At 56.8% G+C, this 17,047-nt stretch carries 17 protein-coding genes and 1 pseudogene; 11 read left to right on the top strand and 7 right to left on the bottom strand.

The features are described 5' to 3' along the window. The first annotated feature begins 401 nt into the window (after positions 1–401). Entirely contained in the window at positions 402–632 is a 231-nt protein-coding gene (locus tag AC1M2H_RS06105; RefSeq protein WP_480150691.1) for a hypothetical protein, read from the top strand. 193 nt (positions 633–825) lie between these two features. Continuing rightward, positions 826–1,140 (top strand): hypothetical protein, encoded by a 315-nt coding sequence (locus AC1M2H_RS06100; protein WP_480150690.1) that lies wholly within the window; start codon positions 826–828, stop codon positions 1,138–1,140. 337 nt (positions 1,141–1,477) lie between these two features. On the opposite strand, the gene AC1M2H_RS06095 is transcribed toward AC1M2H_RS06100, so the two are convergent. Next, positions 1,478–1,894 (bottom strand): VOC family protein, encoded by a 417-nt coding sequence (locus AC1M2H_RS06095; protein ID WP_480147914.1) that lies wholly within the window; start codon positions 1,892–1,894, stop codon positions 1,478–1,480. 26 nt (positions 1,895–1,920) lie between these two features. Further along, on the bottom strand, positions 1,921–2,952 hold the full coding sequence (locus AC1M2H_RS06090; RefSeq protein WP_480151833.1) for an IS630 family transposase: 1,032 nt from the start codon (positions 2,950–2,952) through the stop codon (positions 1,921–1,923). Between the two features lie 466 nt (positions 2,953–3,418). Between AC1M2H_RS06090 and AC1M2H_RS06085 the strand changes: the two genes are divergently transcribed. Continuing rightward, the gene (locus tag AC1M2H_RS06085; RefSeq protein ID WP_480150689.1) at positions 3,419–3,880 is read left to right on the top strand and encodes a SymE family type I addiction module toxin; all 462 of its coding nucleotides are present in this window, start codon (positions 3,419–3,421) and stop codon (positions 3,878–3,880) included. A gap of 153 nt (positions 3,881–4,033) precedes the next feature. On the opposite strand, the gene AC1M2H_RS06080 is transcribed toward AC1M2H_RS06085, so the two are convergent. The 3 genes and pseudogenes from AC1M2H_RS06080 to AC1M2H_RS06070 form a co-directional block, all read right to left on the bottom strand. Continuing rightward, entirely contained in the window at positions 4,034–5,047 is a 1,014-nt protein-coding gene (locus AC1M2H_RS06080; RefSeq protein WP_480150688.1) for a HoxN/HupN/NixA family nickel/cobalt transporter, read from the bottom strand. Positions 5,048–5,071: 24 nt separating this feature from the next. Continuing rightward, positions 5,072–5,179: pseudogene (locus AC1M2H_RS06075) on the bottom strand (hypothetical protein); the annotation flags it as partial. A gap of 64 nt (positions 5,180–5,243) precedes the next feature. Further along, positions 5,244–6,257 (bottom strand): LacI family DNA-binding transcriptional regulator, encoded by a 1,014-nt coding sequence (locus AC1M2H_RS06070; protein ID WP_480150687.1) that lies wholly within the window; start codon positions 6,255–6,257, stop codon positions 5,244–5,246. Between the two features lie 267 nt (positions 6,258–6,524). On the opposite strand from AC1M2H_RS06070, the gene ascF reads away from it, so the two are divergent. The 7 genes from ascF to sitD all read left to right on the top strand — a co-directional run bounded on the left by ascF (position 6,525) and on the right by sitD (position 13,666). Continuing rightward, positions 6,525–7,967 (top strand): PTS cellobiose/arbutin/salicin transporter subunit IIBC, encoded by a 1,443-nt coding sequence (ascF, locus tag AC1M2H_RS06065; RefSeq protein ID WP_480150686.1) that lies wholly within the window; start codon positions 6,525–6,527, stop codon positions 7,965–7,967. Positions 7,968–7,994: 27 nt separating this feature from the next. Further along, positions 7,995–9,419 carry a 6-phospho-beta-glucosidase gene (locus tag AC1M2H_RS06060; RefSeq protein ID WP_480150685.1) on the top strand — a complete coding sequence of 475 codons (1,425 nt, stop codon included), beginning with the start codon at positions 7,995–7,997 and terminating at the stop codon, positions 9,417–9,419. A gap of 175 nt (positions 9,420–9,594) precedes the next feature. Further along, positions 9,595–10,023, top strand: coding sequence for a TOBE domain-containing protein (locus tag AC1M2H_RS06055; RefSeq protein ID WP_480150684.1), 429 nt, complete (start codon positions 9,595–9,597; stop codon positions 10,021–10,023). A 220-nt stretch (positions 10,024–10,243) separates the two neighbouring features. Next, complete coding sequence (locus AC1M2H_RS06050) at positions 10,244–11,161, top strand: metal ABC transporter substrate-binding protein (protein ID WP_480150683.1); 918 nt, start codon at positions 10,244–10,246, stop codon at positions 11,159–11,161. Beyond that, positions 11,158–11,979: a manganese/iron ABC transporter ATP-binding protein gene (locus AC1M2H_RS06045; RefSeq protein ID WP_480150682.1), complete on the top strand. Its 822-nt coding sequence runs from the start codon at positions 11,158–11,160 to the stop codon at positions 11,977–11,979. Before AC1M2H_RS06050 ends, AC1M2H_RS06045 begins: the two co-directional genes overlap by 4 nt. Next, on the top strand, positions 11,976–12,824 hold the full coding sequence (gene sitC / locus AC1M2H_RS06040) for an iron/manganese ABC transporter permease subunit SitC (RefSeq protein WP_480150681.1): 849 nt from the start codon (positions 11,976–11,978) through the stop codon (positions 12,822–12,824). The genes AC1M2H_RS06045 and sitC overlap by 4 nt, the downstream gene beginning before the upstream one ends. After that, complete coding sequence (gene sitD / locus AC1M2H_RS06035) at positions 12,818–13,666, top strand: iron/manganese ABC transporter permease subunit SitD (protein ID WP_480150680.1); 849 nt, start codon at positions 12,818–12,820, stop codon at positions 13,664–13,666. The genes sitC and sitD overlap by 7 nt, the downstream gene beginning before the upstream one ends. A gap of 6 nt (positions 13,667–13,672) precedes the next feature. Here sitD and AC1M2H_RS06030 read toward each other — a convergent pair whose 3' ends face one another. Next, the gene (locus AC1M2H_RS06030; protein ID WP_480150679.1) at positions 13,673–14,017 is read right to left on the bottom strand and encodes a nitrous oxide-stimulated promoter family protein; all 345 of its coding nucleotides are present in this window, start codon (positions 14,015–14,017) and stop codon (positions 13,673–13,675) included. A gap of 76 nt (positions 14,018–14,093) precedes the next feature. Next, a complete protein-coding gene (locus tag AC1M2H_RS06025; protein WP_426812134.1) occupies positions 14,094–14,375 on the bottom strand; it encodes an Rdx family protein in 282 nt (93 codons plus the stop codon). Positions 14,376–14,616: 241 nt separating this feature from the next. On the opposite strand from AC1M2H_RS06025, the gene AC1M2H_RS06020 reads away from it, so the two are divergent. Beyond that, positions 14,617–16,989, top strand: a complete 2,373-nt coding sequence (locus tag AC1M2H_RS06020; RefSeq protein WP_480150678.1) for a TonB-dependent receptor domain-containing protein — start codon at positions 14,617–14,619, stop codon at positions 16,987–16,989. Positions 16,990–17,047 lie beyond the last annotated feature (58 nt).

Raw genomic sequence — 17,047 nt, 5'->3', positions numbered from 1 at the left:
ACGGGGGTATATTGCGTTTGTATATCCGGCCCCTCTCTCAACACCATCACCATCGTATACGGCCAGAATGCTATCTGCGCCCCTGCTTCCTTTTGGGCTATCGACTTGTTTGTCAGAGCGCCTTAGCCAGGCCAGCTTATTATGAGAAATGTTTATCTGGTAACAATGCCCAACCAATTGCGTCCATTGCTCCCTGGTTTCGCAAAGTGAATGGGCTAACGCCAAAAGACGTGTGTGAAAGGTGAAGAGTACCCAGCAGACTTACGCTCCCCTGCCATGGACAGAATCACCGCAAAATCCTTCAGGATGAAAATTAATTTTACCCCTACATATAGTAATGGCTAAGTGAAGGAGGTTCATCTATTCTGCCTTTATCAGCGAGCAGGCCGGAGTTACTCTTTGTGGATAATCCCATTCTTCAGAAAACCCTCATCATCTTTATTCTCATCCTGTGGGTAATCGATGAATTCCGGACCAGGGCCAGGAAAATAAAAAATTCTGACCCCGCTATTGAAGCAGCTGATGCCAGGGAGCGCCATCAATGGCGCTATCTGAGATGGGGGTTCCGGGCAATACAAGCGGCAGCGACGGTGTATATCTTCGTTCAGCTGATTCAGGTCTTACTGAGATAGATGCCACAGGCAGGTACAGCTGGATAGAGACATTTTACTGTCCAGTTAGGACCAGGTGGGCGCCGTGGTGTAGATGCCATGAGTGCCAATAGCAGACATTCCTGATAAGTAACTTCCCATTTTTCCGAGGCATTGTTAGATTATTTATTAACGAGGGTTATTGCCAAAAAATCAATGGTGTAAGGAGAATGAAATGATATTCGAGATTAGAAAAGATGACAAAGCTATTGGTGTATCCGAATTAGAATTTGGTGATCCTCCGATGGGAATCGTTCATGGAGCTTTAAGACCAACTCAGTTCTACTCTCCAAATGCCGATACAACGGGCTGTAGATTATTCATTAGCGAAACTGATGAAGAAATAATCTGTGGTTTTATCGCTATCGAAGATTTCTCACAAGATCTGGATGAACCTGCTATAGCAGTTACCGTATTAATTAGTGATTCTAAGGATTACGATAAATTTTTCAAACATCATGTAGATATGTACGAAAAACAATTCAACTGATAGATATGCCAGTAGCATGCGTTTTCTGCAAATATCCATCATTCACTTTATTGACGGCACGTCAATATAAGACATGCTCTGTCTCCAGGTTTGCTTAACCTGTCGTCTCCTGTGTGCCAAAAGAAGGCAAATAATTATGATGCGCTGTATTTTGAATTTATATAGACATAAGTGGCATTCTTTCATGCCCAATATAGCAGGACTTCTCTCAGTTTTAACTGCATTTAAAGTCCTCTCCTCACTTATATACTCAATAAACTTCAAAGTGCAGATTGTTTCAGGGAGCCACATTAAGTCCTGCAGATGAAAATATTTATTTTTGACTTTATTGAGTGTTTTAACCTTGGTCTTTATTATCAGCAGCCATTAACTCCAGCAGATTTCCATCAGGATCCCGAAAGAAAACAGATTGTGATGGCTGACCTGAACTCGTTTCACGGGGCACCGGGCCATGGATTATTTCGATATCGTTTTTCTCAAGTAGCTCTAACACGCTGAGAATTGTCCCTCCCCACCGGAAGCATAAATCAGCACTCCCTGGCATTGGCCTTTTAGCTACAAGTTCCACGCCATTCTCAACCTGATGTAAACTCAGGACAATATCACCCAGCGATACCTGCCTTACAAGCAGTTTCCCAAAGGGGGCGTACTCTGCATGAATTTTTGCACCAAACAATTTATCGTAAAAACAGTAAGATACTTCAAGGTCGGCAACAGTTATTGCAACATGATCAATGAGAGTTATTTTGTTCACAGGTGAACACCTTACGCTATACGTCGTTATGTCTCTGACACGGAACTGAGCACCTGAAAATTGTCGTTGATACGACAGCCCAGTTTCTGCCCCAGTTCCGGCAGGGTTCGTTCAAAAAATCCTCTTATCGCGTCCCTGAAGGCTTTCGCTGACGCAAAATACCGGTTATTCCGCACATGCTCATTCATCACCTTCCACAACCGTTCTGTCGGGTTCAGGTTCGGGCTGTACGGCGGCAGATAATGCAGTTCAATATTCATCACGAAGGCCCAGTCCTTAACCAGCGATGCCCGGTGATAAGGCGCACCGTCCAGTATCAGATGCACTTTCTGCGACACCGGATAAGTCTGGCGAACTGCAATAAAAAAACGGCAGATAGCATCCGCATTAATCTGCGGATAATCACGGGTCACCGTCCGGGCCAGGTCGTTCACGCTGAGGGCGCTGATGATGTTCAGGCGGGTCCGGCTCCCGGTGGTTTTCACCGCTTTCAGTTCCCCCTTTCTTATCCAGCCACAGCTCAGCTTCGTTGACTGCGTCGGATGTACCGCATCCATAAACAGAATGGGTTCGCTGTCACCGGCAGCCTGCTTCAGCGCTTCATAATGCGTCATGAACTGCTGCTGTTGTGCCGGGCAGAACTTATGGGGAATACCTGACGGTTTTTTCCAGGTGAACCCGTTGCGGTGAAGCCACTTATTCATACCCGGAATGCTGTAGCGCACACCGAAGCGGTCACGGACAAGCGACACGATACTGGCCGTCGTGATGTGAACAGTGTCAGTCAGAAGCTGACGAAGTTCGGCAGACTCCCCGGGAGTCAGATGCTCCTGCGAACCGCCGTTATCAGAGGTGAGCTTACCGTCGCTGAGATAATCCGATAGATGACGCAGAACCGTGGTCTCATGAATGAGCTGAGACTGCGCAATCATGGCAGGAGACCAGCCCTGAGCAGAAAGCAGCACGCAGCGTATCCGGTCGCAGACACGGCGGTCACGACTCTGCCGGTGCTGAGCCTCAAGGGCGGCAATCTGTGCGGAGGTCAGTTTTACGTTCATGGCCTGAGCATGATCCTCAGCACCGACGAAATCAAGCAGTTTCAATGATCACGGGTATAGCTGCCCTTTAGCATTACCGTTCACCTTGTTGCCTGTAACATCTGGCTCGCCCCAGTTTCCAGGAGACCGGGAGAGGTATTCGTCAGTCCGCCATTCTTGACAGAAGACAGAGGATAGATACCCTCAATGCCGCGACCAATGGCAAAAGACCTGTATACTTTTATTAATAATGCAATGTTACATGAAGTTATATTATTTCCTGAATCCACGTCGCAATAATCAATATTGTCCATGAAATATATACTGTGTTTTTATTCAGTACAGTACAATAAATAAAGCCAGATAAGATCCTCACCTGTCATAACGGAAGGATGGAATAAGCAGGAAGATTTTTAAAGAGCGCGGTATGAAAGTGTTACCAGCACTTCCACACCGCTAACCACAGACAACTAAACCGGAGTTGAATATGGCTGAGCAGAATTTTAAGCCAGAAAGTGCTATTGCCAAAATAGATTCTGATGAATCAGAAATAAGTGGTAAAAATTGCGAGCTGGAACGTAAAAAACCCGTTAAGCACTTGCAGAATAAATCCACAACGGAGTCACCACTACCGCTTGACCGCACGGAGTTTTATGACCGTATGCGGCATGACTATATCCCGCTCCAGGGTGACTGGCTTTCGCAGGCCGGATTTACGTCGGGTATGCCGGTAAAAATCAGAGTGATGCCAGATTGCATTGTGATCACCGCCCAGAACAGCCGGGAGCTGTTCGGTTGTGCCGAAGGGTTAAGCGCGGCTCATTTCAGCAAGAAGAAAATGGACTTGTGGATCAAGACGTTTCCCGGTGCGCTTAACGATACCGGTGACCTGCCGGTCATCCGGCGGGAGAATCCCCGCTATGATTGCCTGAAGCGAAGCCGTGACTGACCCTTAAGGTAAAATCCCGGCTCAGGCGGCCGGGATTTTTATGAAGATCAATCAGGATCTGAAGGCGGTGGTTTACGGGCTTTTCGCTCTTCTAAATAGCTGCCTTTCCCGGCTCTGGTGAATAATGCGCGAGCCGGAACGATATCCCCCGACCTACTGCGCCAGATTATCGTATCCGCGCCAGCGATAGTTAATCACCGACAGCACCCAGCAGGCGACAAACAGCCCGATAACCACAAAGCCGGCGTTGCCAAGATTATCGTTCAGCGCCCCCACCCAGCGCCACGGCCCACCGCTGAGCGCAAACTTATCCATCAGCAGGCCCAGCGCTTCCATGCCGCCGATAAACAGCGCCACCACCACCGAAGTTCCGGTAATGGTCATATTGTAATAGAGCTTGCGCTGCGGCTTGCTGAACGCCCAGCCGTAGGCGCCTACCATCAGGACGTTATCGAGGGTATCCACCAGCGCCATGCCGCTGGCAAACAGCGCCGGGAAGACCATAATCGACCAGATAGAGATGCCGCTCGAGGCGCTGGCGGCGGAGATGCCGAGCACGCCAATTTCTGTCGCGGTATCAAAACCGAGGCCGAACAGAAAGCCGACCAGGTACATCTGCCAGCTGCGGCTAATCAGGCGGAAGGTTTTGCCGAACAGCCAGCTCATCATCCCGCCGCCCGCCGCCACCTCATCGCTCACCTTCTCCCCGCGCTTCCACGCCCGAAAGCTGCGCCAGACGCTGCGCAGAATAACCAGGTTGATAAAGGCCATCAGCAGCAGAAACAGCGCCGAAACGGCGGTGCCGATCGCGCTGCCGGTATCGTGAAACCAGCTCATCTGCTGGCCGAACGCCGTCGCGGTGGCGGCAATGGCGGCGGAGGCCAGCACCACAATAGACGAGTGCCCAAGCGAGAACCAGGCGCCCACGCCGAACGGACGCCGCCCCTGCTGCATCATCTTGCGCGTCACGCTATCGATCGCCGCAATATGATCGGCATCGACCGCATGACGCAGGCCGTATCCCCAGGCCAGCAGGCTGGCGGCCATCAGCGCGCCGCTATCGCCAAAGGCCTGCCACGCCCAGACCCAGGCGATCAGATTGGCCACAATAAGCCCCAGCACCAGCGCCGCCGCGCGCGGCTGCTGGCGTAAAATCGTCACTATCATGATGGTATCCTGTGAACCTGCCGGCGCCCGACCGAACGCGATTGTTCCATCACCGGCAGGCAGCTGATGCGGAAATAGCAGAGTAAAATCCACCAGATAAAACGTCAATCGGCAAACCAGCAGCCGGTTGTGCGGACGTTAGCGCAGGGCGCCTCTTCACACTAACGTCAGGCCGTTGACGCTCCTGATGACGATCTCAGGCGCCGGGACCAGCGGTAAGAGATTCGCGTTCAATCAGCTCGCCGGAGAAGGTTTGCTGGAGTTTGAAATCGCCGCCGTCGAGCATAAAAATCAGCCGGTTAATACTCTCTTTGATCATCTCCGGCACCGGAATTTTGACGCTGGAGAGCGCCGGGATCATATAGGGCGCCAGTACGATGTCGTCGAAGCCAATCACCGAGACCTGCTCCGGCACCTTCACACCGTGCAGATGCAGCTGCTTCATCGCGCCAATCGCCATATCATCGTTGCTCGCCACCAGCGCGCTGTAGCTGACGCCGCGCTGGCGCAGGGTCTCAACCCCGGCCGCGCCGGTTTCCGGGGTCCATTTCCCCTTCACGATTAGCGCTTCGTTGAGCGCGATATCGTGCTGAGCCAGCGCCTCTTTGTAGCCGGCAAGGCGCTCGATGCCGGTAGGGGAATCCAGCGAGCCGGTGATAAACGCGATCTCACGATGGCCGCGGGCGATGAGCTGCCGTACCGCGGCCAGGGCCGAGGCTTTTTGATCGGACCAGACGCAGTGGCTGGCGTTGCGCCGCAGGCGGCGGTTAAGCACCATGATCGGCCGGTCGTGCTGCTCAACGATGGCGTCCATTTCATCGACGCTGAGAAAACGCGGATAGATAATAATCGCGTCGCAGCGCAGGTCGAGCAGGTACTGAATCGCCGCCCGCTCTTCGTCGGCGCTGTGCTTGCCGTCGGCCAGAATCAGCTGCCGCCCCTTGTCTTCGGTCATCCGCGCAACCTGGAACAGCAGCTCGCTGAAGTAGACCCCGTGATAGAGGGTGTTGGTGACCACCAGTCCGAGGGTCTGGCTCTTTTTGGTGGCGAGGTTGCGCGCCAGCAGGTTCGGCCGGTAGCCGCTTTCGGCAACGGCCTGGAACACGCGATCTTTCGTCTCCTGGCTGACGTAGCCGTTGCCCGATAGCACCCGCGAAACCGTCGCTTTCGACACTCCTGCGCGCTTAGCGACCTCCAGCATCGTTGCCATGTTGTTCTTCCTGTTGCAAAAAGATGCCCGCAGTGTACTGCACGCCCTGCCGTTTTACAGCCTCCACGCGCGCCCCGGAGCGGATTCTTTTCCGCGGCATAATCCGATCAAAATCACAAAATGAAAATAGTATTTTTTTAGATCTTGTTTACCAGTATGAAACTCATCATGATTTTGTGGAACCGGTTTCCTACACATGCACGATGCCACGCCGCTTTATGGCGCGGTGAAAAGCCAGTACCTCATTGATAAACAGGATAAAATCCGATGTCTAAAAATTATGCAGCCCTGGCGCAGCAGATCGTTTCGGCGATTGGCGGCGTGGATAACGTCAGCGCCGTCACCTACTGCATGACCCGCCTGCGTTTCGTGGTCAAAGACAACGAGCGGGTGGATAGCGCGACCCTAAAAGGGCTGAAAGGCGTACTGGGCGTCGTGCGCAGCGATAACCAGTGTCAGGTGATCGTCGGCAACACCGTTTCCCAGGCCTACCGTGAAGTGATGAGCCTGCTGCCGGGTGAGATGCGCCCGGCGGAGCCCGTCGGCAAGCCGCCGCTGACCTTCAGGCGGGTCGGCGCCGGGATCCTCGATGCGCTGATCGGCACCATGTCGCCGCTGATCCCGGCGATTATCGGCGGATCGATGGTCAAACTGCTGGCGATGATCCTCGAAATGAGCGGCGTCCTGACGAAGGGCGCGCCAACGCTCACCATTCTGACGGTGATTGGCGACGGCGCCTTCTTCTTCCTGCCGCTGATGGTCGCCGCCTCCGCGGCGGTCAAATTCAAAACCAATATGTCGCTGGCGATTGCCATTGCCGGGGTGCTGGTGCATCCGAGCTTTATCGATCTGATGGCCAAAGCCGCTCAGGGCGAACACGTCGAATTCGCCTTTATTCCGGTCACCGCGGTGAAATATACCTACACCGTGATCCCGGCGCTGGTGATGACATGGTGCCTCTCTTATATCGAGCGCTGGGTCGACAGGATCACCCCAGCGGTGACGAAAAACTTCCTCAAGCCGATGCTGATCGTACTGATCGCCGCGCCGCTGGCCATTCTGCTGATCGGCCCGCTGGGGATCTGGATCGGTAGCGCCATCTCGGCGCTGGTTTACACCGTGCACCACTATCTCGGCTGGCTGTCGGTGGCGATTATGGGCGCCCTGTGGCCGCTGCTGGTGATGACCGGGATGCACCGCGTCTTTACGCCGACTATCATTCAGACCATTGCCGAAAGCGGCAAAGAGGGGATGGTGATGCCGTCGGAAATCGGCGCCAACCTGTCGCTGGGCGGCTCATCGCTGGCGGTGGCCTGGAAAACGAAAAACCCGGAGCTGCGCCAGACGGCGCTGGCGGCGGCCGCGTCGGCCATTCTCGCCGGGATCTCCGAGCCGGCGCTGTACGGGGTTGCGATACGGCTCAAGCGCCCGCTGATCGCCAGCCTGATCAGCGGCTTTATCTGCGGCGCGGTCGCCGGCATCGCCGGGCTTGCCAGCCACTCCATGGCGGCGCCGGGCCTGTTTACCAGCGTCCAGTTCTTCGATCCGGCGAATCCAATGACTCTCGTCTGGGTCTTCGGCGTGATGGCGCTGGCGGTGGTGCTGTCGTTTGTTCTGACCCTGCTGCTCGGCTTTGAGGATATCCCGGTGGAAGATGCCGCCGCCGATGCCCGGCAGCGCCAGGCGACGAGCGAAGCATCCCACGCCTGAATATAATTTTTGATACAGAGGTAACGCATGGCGACTTTTCCACAAGGATTTTTATGGGGCGGCGCGCTGGCCGCTAACCAGGCTGAAGGGGCATATCTGGAGGGCGGCAAAGGGCTGACCACCGTCGATACCCTTCCCCACGGCGCCAGGCGCCTGCCGGTCAAGCTGGGGCTGGAAAAGCGCTTCCAGCTGCGTGACGATGAGTTCTATCCCAGCCATACGGCGATAGACTTTTATCATCGTTATAAAGAGGACATCACCCTGATGGCGGAGATGGGCTTTAGCGTATTCCGCACCTCCATCGCCTGGAGCCGCCTGTTCCCCAACGGCGACGAGCGGGAGCCGAACGCGCAGGGGATCGCCTTCTACCGTTCGCTGTTTGAGGAGTGCAAAAAGCACAATATCGAGCCGCTGGTAACCCTGTGCCACTTCGACGTGCCGATGCACCTGGTGACCGAGTACGGCTCCTGGCGCAATCGCAAAATGGTCGGTTTTTTTACCCACTACGCCCGCACCTGCTTTGAAGCCTTTGACGGGCTGGTGAAGTACTGGCTGACCTTTAACGAGATCAACATCATGCTCCACAGCCCCTACTCCGGCGCCGGCCTGGCGTTCGAAGAGGGGGAGAATCAGGATCAGGTGAAGTATCAGGCCGCGCACCACGAGCTGATTGCCAGCGCCCAGGTGACCAAAATCGCCCACGAGGTGAACGCGCAGAACCAGGTGGGTTGCATGCTGGCGGGCGGCAACTTCTATCCTTACTCCTGCAAGCCGGAAGATGTGTGGATGGCGCTGGAGAAAGATCGCGAAAACCTGCTCTTTATCGACGTGCAGGCGCGCGGCGCCTGGCCGGTATGGGCGGCGCGGATGCTCCGCGAGAAAGGCGTGACGATTGTCAAAGAGCCGGGCGACGACGAGATCCTGCGCAACACCGTCGATTTTGTCTCCTTCAGCTACTACGCCTCGCGCTGCGCCTCGGCGGAGATGAACGCCAGCAACACCAACGCGGCCAATATCGTGAAGTCGTTAAAAAACCCCTATATTCAGGCCAGCGAATGGGGCTGGGGAATCGACCCCCTCGGCCTGCGCATCACCATGAATATGATGTATGACCGCTACCAGAAGCCGCTGTTCCTCGTGGAAAACGGCCTCGGCGCGCGGGATGAAATCGACGCCAACGGCGAGATTAACGACGACTACCGCATCAGCTATCTGCGCGAGCATATCAAAGCGATGGGCGACGCTATCGCTGACGGTATTCCGGTAATGGGCTACACCAGCTGGGGCTGCATTGACCTGGTGGCCGCCTCCACCGGCGAGATGAGCAAACGCTACGGCTTCATCTACGTTGACCGCGATGACGCCGGCAACGGCACCCTCGACCGTAAGCGCAAGAAATCGTTCTGGTGGTATAAAAAGGTCATTGCCAGCAACGGCGAAGATCTGGCGTAACGGTCATCCCCCGGATGGCGGCGCGGCCCGTCCGGGGAAGCCTCACCTCGCCAGCGCTTCCGGCGCCCGGGCCTAAAGCGTCCCCCCTGCTTTCGCGGATGAAAAGATGGGGCATGTCCAAAGATGAGCTACTATAGGTTCGACACGCACTCAATCGGGTACATAAGGAGATTCTATGGCGGTATCAGCACGTAACCAGCTCGCCGGCACGGTCAGCGCGGTAGCCACGGGCGCAGTCAACGATGAGATTGAATTAACCCTCGCGGGCGGCGCGAAGCTGGTGGCAATTGTCACCCACAGCAGCAGGGAGGCGCTGGGCCTGGCCGCAGGAAAAGAGGCCATCGCGCTGATTAAAGCGCCGTGGGTCACCCTCGCGACCGAAGATTGCGGGCTGAAGTTCTCCGCGCGCAACCAGTTTGCCGGTAGCGTGACCCGCGTAACGCAGGGCGCTGTCAACGACACCGTACATATTCAAACCGATGCCGGTTTTGAGGTTGTCGCCGTGGTCACCAACGAAAGCCAGCAGGAGATGCAGCTCGCCCAGGGCAGCCGCGTCATCGCGCTGATCAAAGCGTCGGCGATCCTCATCGCCACCTGCGCTTAAGTCATGCTCAAAACGCCGCTGCACTCTACGTTGCGTGAAGCGGCGTTGTTCATTAAGAACGCCCGCTAACCGGCGGCGCTACGCCGATCTATTCTTCCCACGCTCATTATTACCCCGCCATCTAAATAATAATCATTTCCATTTATCAATAGCCTGTGCTATATAACATAGCACAGGCTATAAATGATGCTTAATTAATCGCAACGTTGTGAGGGAACCTATGCTGCACCTGCCACCGCTGAAACACCTGATATTTGCCGCCACCCTGGCGATCTTCGCCGCCGCCCCCGCGCAGGCGAAGGAGAAATTTAAGGTCATCACCACCTTTACGGTGATCGCCGATATGGCGCAGAACGTGGCCGGCGACGCCGCCGAGGTCAGCTCAATTACCAAACCGGGAGCCGAGATCCATGAGTATCAGCCCACGCCGGGCGATATCAAGCGCGCCCAGGGAGCGCAGCTCATTCTCGCCAACGGCCTGAACCTCGAACTGTGGTTCGCCCGCTTCTATCAGCACCTCAACGGCGTGCCGGAAGTGGTGGTCAGCAACGGCATTCAGCCGATGGGCATCAGCGACGGCCCCTATAACGGCAAGCCCAACCCGCACGCGTGGATGTCGGCGGACAACGCCCTAATCTACGTCGATAACATCCGCGACGCGCTGGTGAAATACGATCCCGACAACGCCGACGTCTATCGCCGCAACGCCGAGGCCTATAAGGAAAAAATCCACCAGACCATGGCGCCGCTGAAAGCGCAGCTGGCGAAGCTGCCGGAGGATAAGCGCTGGCTGGTCACCAGCGAAGGTGCATTCTCCTACCTCGCCCGCGATAACGGCCTGCAGGAGCGCTACCTATGGCCGATTAACGCCGACCAGCAGGGCACGCCGCAGCAGGTGCGCAAAACCATCGACACCATGAAAAAAGAGCATATCCCGACCATCTTCAGCGAAAGCACCATCTCCGATAAGCCGGCGCGCCAGGTCGCGCGGGAAGCGGGCGCCCACTACGGCGGCGTGCTCTACGTTGACTCCCTGAGCGCCGCCGACGGCCCGGTACCGACCTATCTCGATCTGCTGCGGGTGACCACGCAAACCATCGTCCAGGGCATCAACGACGGCCTGAGGAAACAGTCATGAGTACAGAGTCGGCGGGGCTGGTCATCGACAGGGTCAGCGTCACCTACCGCAACGGCCATACCGCGCTGCGGGATGCCTCCTTCAGCGTCCCGCAGGGTTCGATTGCCGCGCTGGTCGGCGTCAACGGCTCGGGGAAATCAACCCTGTTTAAAGCGCTGATGGGCTTCGTGCGTCTGGCGCGCGGCGAGATTGCGATCCTCGGTCGGCCGGTCAACCAGGCGCTGCGGCAAAATCTGGTGGCCTACGTCCCGCAGTCCGAGGAGGTCGACTGGTCGTTCCCGGTGCTGGTGGAGGACGTGGTGATGATGGGCCGCTACGGCCATATGGGCTGGCTGCGGCGGGCAAAAGCTCGCGACCACCAGATCGTTGACGCGGCGCTGGCGCGCGTGGGGATGAGCGAATACCGCCAGCGGCAGATCGGCGAACTCTCCGGCGGCCAGAAGAAGCGCGTGTTCCTTGCCAGGGCCATCGCCCAGCAGGGCAAGGTGATCCTGCTGGATGAACCCTTTACCGGCGTCGACGTGCAGACCGAAGCGCGGATCATCTCCCTGCTGCGGGAGCTGCGCGACGAAGGCTGCACCATGCTGGTCTCAACCCACAATCTCGGCTCGGTCAGCGAATTTTGCGACTACACCGTGATGGTCAAAGGCACCGTCCTCGCGAGCGGCCCAACCGAGACCACCTTTACCGCCGAGAATCTCGAGCTTGCCTTTAGCGGCGTGCTGCGCCACGTGGTGCTCAAGGGCGGCGAGGAACGGATTATTACCGACGATGAGCGGCCGTTTATCAGCCGCCGGGCGACGGGAGGAGAAGGATGAGCTGGCTGCTGGAGCCGTTTGGCTATCAATATATGCTGAACGCGATGTGGGTCTCGGCGCTGGTGGGCGGCGTGTGCGCGTTTCTCTCGTGCTACCTGATGCTGAAAGGCTGGTCGCTGATTGGCGACGCCCTTTCCCACTCGATCGTTCCCGGCGTGGCGGGGGCCTATATGCTCGGCCTGCCCTTTGCGCTGGGCGCCTTTCTCTCCGGCGGGCTGGCGGCGGGCAGCATGCTGTTTCTCAACCAGCGCTCTAAGCTCAAGGAAGACGCCATTATCGGGCTGATTTTCTCCTCCTTCTTCGGCATCGGGCTGTTTATGGTGTCGCTCAACCCCACCTCGGTCAATATTCAGACCATTATCCTCGGCAATATTCTGGCGATTGCTCCGGAGGATATTATCCAGCTGGCGGCGATCGGTTTTATTTCGATAATCATCCTGCTGCTGAAGTGGAAAGATCTGATGGTGACCTTTTTCGATGAAAGCCACGCCCGCTCCATCGGCCTCAACACCACCGGGCTCAAGCTGCTGTTCTTCACCCTGCTGGCGGCCTGTACCGTGGCGGCGCTGCAGACCGTGGGCGCGTTTCTGGTGATTTGCCTGGTGGTCACCCCCGGCGCCACCGCCTGGCTGCTCACCGACCGCTTTCCGCGCCTGCTGGCGATTGCCGTCGCCATCGGCAGCCTGACCAGCTTTTTCGGCGCCTGGCTGAGCTACTATCTGGACGGCGCCACCGGCGGCATTATCGTGGTGGCCCAAACGCTGCTGTTTCTGGCGGCATTTATTTTCGCGCCAAAGCACGGCCTGCTTGCCAGCCGCCATCGCACCAGGGAGGCCTCATGCTGACCGCTCTGCTCGACCCGTTCCAGTTCCCTTTTATGATCAACGCCATGCTGGTGGCGGCTATCGTTGCCGTTCCCTGCGCGCTGCTGTCGGTGTTTTTGGTGCTTAAAGGCTGGGCGCTGATGGGCGACGCCATGAGCCACGCGGTGTTTCCCGGCGTGGTGGTGGCGTACATCGTCGGCATTCCGTTCGCCATCGGCGCCTTTATTGCCGGGCTGTTCTGCGCCATTGCCACCGGCTATCTTGATGACAACAGCCGCATCAAGCGCGATACGATTATGGGGATCGTCTTTTCCGGCATGTTTGGCGCCGGCCTGGTGCTGTACGTCGCCATTCAGTCCGAGGTCCATCTCGACCATATTCTGTTCGGCGATATGCTGGGCATCTCCGCCAGCGATATCGCGCAAACCTCGCTAATCGCGCTGGCTATTGCGCTGATTATTGGGCTGAAGTGGCGCGATTTTCTGCTGCACGCCTTCGACCCACATCAGGCTAAGGCCAGCGGCCTCCGCTGCGGGCTGCTGCACTATGGGCTGCTGTGCATGATTGCGCTGACGATCGTCGCGACGCTGAAAGCGGTGGGGATTATTCTGTCGATTTCGCTGCTGATCGCCCCGGGCGCTATCGCCCTGCTGCTGACCCGGCGTTTTATCAGCGCCCTGCTGCTGGCTGTGGCGCTCGCCGTGGGCTGTTCGTTGGGCGGCGTCTGGCTGTCGTTCTATCTCGATAGCGCCCCGGCGCCCACCATCGTGGTGCTGTTCACCGCGCTGTTCGTCATGACGTTCGTTTATACGACGATGCGCGATAGCCGGACGCAGGCCGAATCCGCGGAGGCCGAGAGCTAGCGCCGGCTATTTTTTAGGCCGGTACTTTTCCGGCAGCTCGGGGACCGGCCGCTTATCGTCAATCAGATGACGGATGGTTAATATCGGGTGGCGCCAGAGCATTCGCGGCCCCGCCCAGCGCATGATCTGCTTCATCTCTTCGCGTCTTGCCGGCTGATAGCAGTGCACCGGGCACTGCTTGCAGGCCGGCTTTTCTTCACCAAACACGCATTTATCCAGCCGCTTATCGGCATAGGCATTGAGCGCCTGATAGTGCTCCGCGTCGGCGAGGGCATCCGGACAGCGGCGCTGATAGAGCGAAATCATCCTGCTGATGGTCTCTTTTTCGCGATCGATACGTTTACCCGCCATAGCCTGCCCTCGGCAACAAAGATGCACCTATAATACACCTTCAGACGGCGCGGCGCAGCCGCTTACTCCCTGAGGATTAGGCCGGTTTATCCACGTGTCCCAGCGATTTTTCCGGGAAGCAGACGTCGCGCACCCGCCGCTTAAGCTCCGCCGCATCGGGGAAGCCCTCATCCTGCTTGCGATCCCAGATTTGCACATCGTCCACGCTGATGGTGAATATTCCCCCGGTTCCCGGCACCAGCGTGACCGAGGCGATATCGGTGCTGAAGGTGTGCAGCAGCTCCTGCGCCATCCAGCTGGCGCGCAGCATCCAGTTACACTGGGAGCAGTAGGTGATGGTAATGGCGCGTTTAGTCATTGTTGTCCTCAATAATCCTTACCCAAATGATCAGGTACGTTAATCGTTAAGCCGAATTGTAATCAACTTTATGGATAAAATGTGGAGATATAATGAATTGGTTGCAAATGGAAATACTTATCATTAGTATTAGCAGGATCACAGGGAAGGAATTCGCCAGCAAAGGGAAATCACGGGGTGAATCGACCAATCTGGAAGTAACGCGTGGGCCAATACTAATAATTATCAAGGCGTGGCTACTATGTACAAATCCACTCAGTCAACGGCATGGTTTAAAAAAAGCCTGCTGGTGACTTCTTTGCTCGCAGCAATTTATCAGACCACCGCCGGGGCGGCTGACAGCACCAATAAAAACCTTACCAGCGATGCATCATCCGATGATAGCTCGGAGGTGATGACCGTGACCGCACCGGCTCCCGTGCTGAAAGCAGGCAGCGAACACTCCATTAGCGCTCAGGATCTGCAGGACAAAGGCGCCAAAGATTTCGGCTCCATCATGCGCTATGAGCCGCTGATTGGCGCCACCGGCGCCAGCGGCGGATCGGGCAACGGCAAAAGCGGCTTCGACCGCGGCGGCTACACCGGCTACAACATTCGCGGCATGGAGAGCAACCGCGTCGGTATCGACGTCGACGGTATCGCCCAGCCGAACGCCACCGGACGCAGCTACGTCAGCCGCGCGGGCCTCAACACCTTCGGCATCGGCCGCGACTACATTGACCCGTACATGTACGGCAGCATTGATATTCAGTCCGGCGCCACCTCCACCGAAACGGCCAACAGCTCCATCGGCGGTAACGTCTCTTTCCGTCCGAAATCTGCCGATGACTACCTGCGTCCGGGCAAAACCAGCGCCTTCGGCTACCAGAGCGGCTACGACTCCGCCGACCGCAGCTGGCACAACGGCGTCACCATCGCCGGCGGCGATGAGACCCTGCGCGGGATCTTCGTCTACAGCCGTCGCGACGGTCAGGAAACGGAAAATAACAGCGGAACGATCGATTCATACCCGGCCAACTGGCACTCCGACGCCTTTATGACTTCCGGGATCTGGCAGCCAAATGAAGAGCACAAGCTGACCGGCACCTTCGATTACTACCATAAAACCAACCATACGCATTACGACACCTGGGACTCCAGCGGCAGCAGCGTTATCGGCACCGCCAACCAGACCAGCCAGACGCGTCGCTGGGGCCTGAGCCTGAAAGACGACTGGACGCCGATGAACGACTATATCGATAGCATGTCGACTAAGGTCTACTACCAGCATACCGAGGCCCATGACTGGACCTATATGCCGGATAGCACCACCCTGGCAATGGAGACCGTGAACTCGAACTTTGACACCGACACCTGGGGGTTCCAGACCGCGCTGGCCAAATCCGTGGGCCGTCATGACCTGAGCGGCGGCCTCAACGCCAGCACCAGCAAAACCCAGCGTCCGTTCAGCCAGTCCCCGGTGCCGAGCGTCTACAGCGCGATCATGCAGCCGGAAGCGGATAGCCGCGGCTACGTCATCGCCGGCTTCGTGCAGGATAAGATTAACTTCGATCTAGACAGCCATAACTTCGCCGTGATCCCGGGCATTCGCGTAGTGCACCAATCTACCAAGCCTGAGAACCTCTCGGATCTGACCACCAACAGCAGCGTGCTGACCGGCTCCGCCGTCTCGACGCTGTACGGTAAGAACTCCGATACCCAGGCGCTGCCGTCGCTGACCCTGCAGTACGAGATGACTCCGCGCCTGATGACCTACCTGCAGTACCAGCGCGGCGCGCAGTTCCCGAACGCCAGCCAGCTGTACGGCTCATGGAACCTCGGTTCCAGCTATGCCGGACGGGCGCAGTACGCGCTGATCGGCAACACCGATCTGAAAACCGAAACCAGCGATAACTTCGAGTGGGGGATGAAGGGCGAGGTGACGGAAGGCATCACCATGCGCACCGCGCTGTTCTACAACAGCTATAAAAACTTTATCGCTTATAGCCGCTATACCCGCTCCGGCAACCCGGATCACTTCACCAACGTGCCGTCAAATATCTACACCATTTACCAGGCGGAAAACCGCGATAAGGCCTATATCTACGGCGGCGAAATCAGCGCCAAATTTAACTTTGGCACCTGGTTTGAAGAGGTTAACGGCCTGAGCGCCACCCTCGCCTACGGCTATAGCGAAGGGAAATCGAAGTCCAGCTATAACGGCGACAAGTACGTTGACCTCGATAGCGTCGCGCCAATGAAGGCTATCGTCGGCGTGGCGTGGGACGACCCGGCAAAAGTGTACGGTACCGCGCTGACCGCGACCTTTGTTAAGGGCAAACGTGCCAGCACCACCAACCGCGAAAGCTATACCAACACCGGCTCGGCGATCACAGATTCCACCAGCGAATATATGCGCGTGCCCGGCTACGGCATGCTCGACTGGACCGCTTACTGGCAGGTGGCGAAGAACGTGCGCCTGAACGGCGGGATTTACAACATTACCGATCGTAAATACTGGGATTACCTGAGCAGCCGTAATATTGAGACATCGACCAACCAGGATGCCAACGACAAAGCGCTGGCGACGATGCCTGGCCGTACCTGGCAGCTGGGCGTGAACGTCGATTTTTGATCGGCCAGATAATAAGAAACCTGCCCCCGGCCATCGTGCCGGGGATACTCATCGTAGA

The organism is Klebsiella sp. F11 (assembly GCF_056712265.1).
Note: the sequence above shows the minus strand (reverse complement) of the source record. Positions and strands in the feature narration are given on the sequence as shown.

Bases quoted from the DNA above. Each gene is read 5' to 3' on its own strand.
- AC1M2H_RS06100 (WP_480150690.1), top strand. From the start codon at position 826: ATGATATTCGAGATTAGAAAAGATGACAAAGCTATTGGTGTATCCGAA.
- AC1M2H_RS06090 (WP_480151833.1), bottom strand. From the start codon at position 2,952: ATGAACGTAAAACTGACCTCCGCACAGATTGCCGCCCTTGAGGCTCAG.
- AC1M2H_RS06085 (WP_480150689.1), top strand. From the start codon at position 3,419: ATGGCTGAGCAGAATTTTAAGCCAGAAAGTGCTATTGCCAAAATAGAT.
- AC1M2H_RS06080 (WP_480150688.1), bottom strand. From the start codon at position 5,047: ATGATAGTGACGATTTTACGCCAGCAGCCGCGCGCGGCGGCGCTGGTG.
- AC1M2H_RS06070 (WP_480150687.1), bottom strand. From the start codon at position 6,257: ATGGCAACGATGCTGGAGGTCGCTAAGCGCGCAGGAGTGTCGAAAGCG.
- ascF (WP_480150686.1), top strand. From the start codon at position 6,525: ATGTCTAAAAATTATGCAGCCCTGGCGCAGCAGATCGTTTCGGCGATT.
- AC1M2H_RS06060 (WP_480150685.1), top strand. From the start codon at position 7,995: ATGGCGACTTTTCCACAAGGATTTTTATGGGGCGGCGCGCTGGCCGCT.
- AC1M2H_RS06055 (WP_480150684.1), top strand. From the start codon at position 9,595: ATGGCGGTATCAGCACGTAACCAGCTCGCCGGCACGGTCAGCGCGGTA.
- AC1M2H_RS06050 (WP_480150683.1), top strand. From the start codon at position 10,244: ATGCTGCACCTGCCACCGCTGAAACACCTGATATTTGCCGCCACCCTG.
- AC1M2H_RS06045 (WP_480150682.1), top strand. From the start codon at position 11,158: ATGAGTACAGAGTCGGCGGGGCTGGTCATCGACAGGGTCAGCGTCACC.
- sitC (WP_480150681.1), top strand. From the start codon at position 11,976: ATGAGCTGGCTGCTGGAGCCGTTTGGCTATCAATATATGCTGAACGCG.
- sitD (WP_480150680.1), top strand. From the start codon at position 12,818: ATGCTGACCGCTCTGCTCGACCCGTTCCAGTTCCCTTTTATGATCAAC.
- AC1M2H_RS06030 (WP_480150679.1), bottom strand. From the start codon at position 14,017: ATGGCGGGTAAACGTATCGATCGCGAAAAAGAGACCATCAGCAGGATG.
- AC1M2H_RS06025 (WP_426812134.1), bottom strand. From the start codon at position 14,375: ATGACTAAACGCGCCATTACCATCACCTACTGCTCCCAGTGTAACTGG.
- AC1M2H_RS06020 (WP_480150678.1), top strand. From the start codon at position 14,617: ATGTACAAATCCACTCAGTCAACGGCATGGTTTAAAAAAAGCCTGCTG.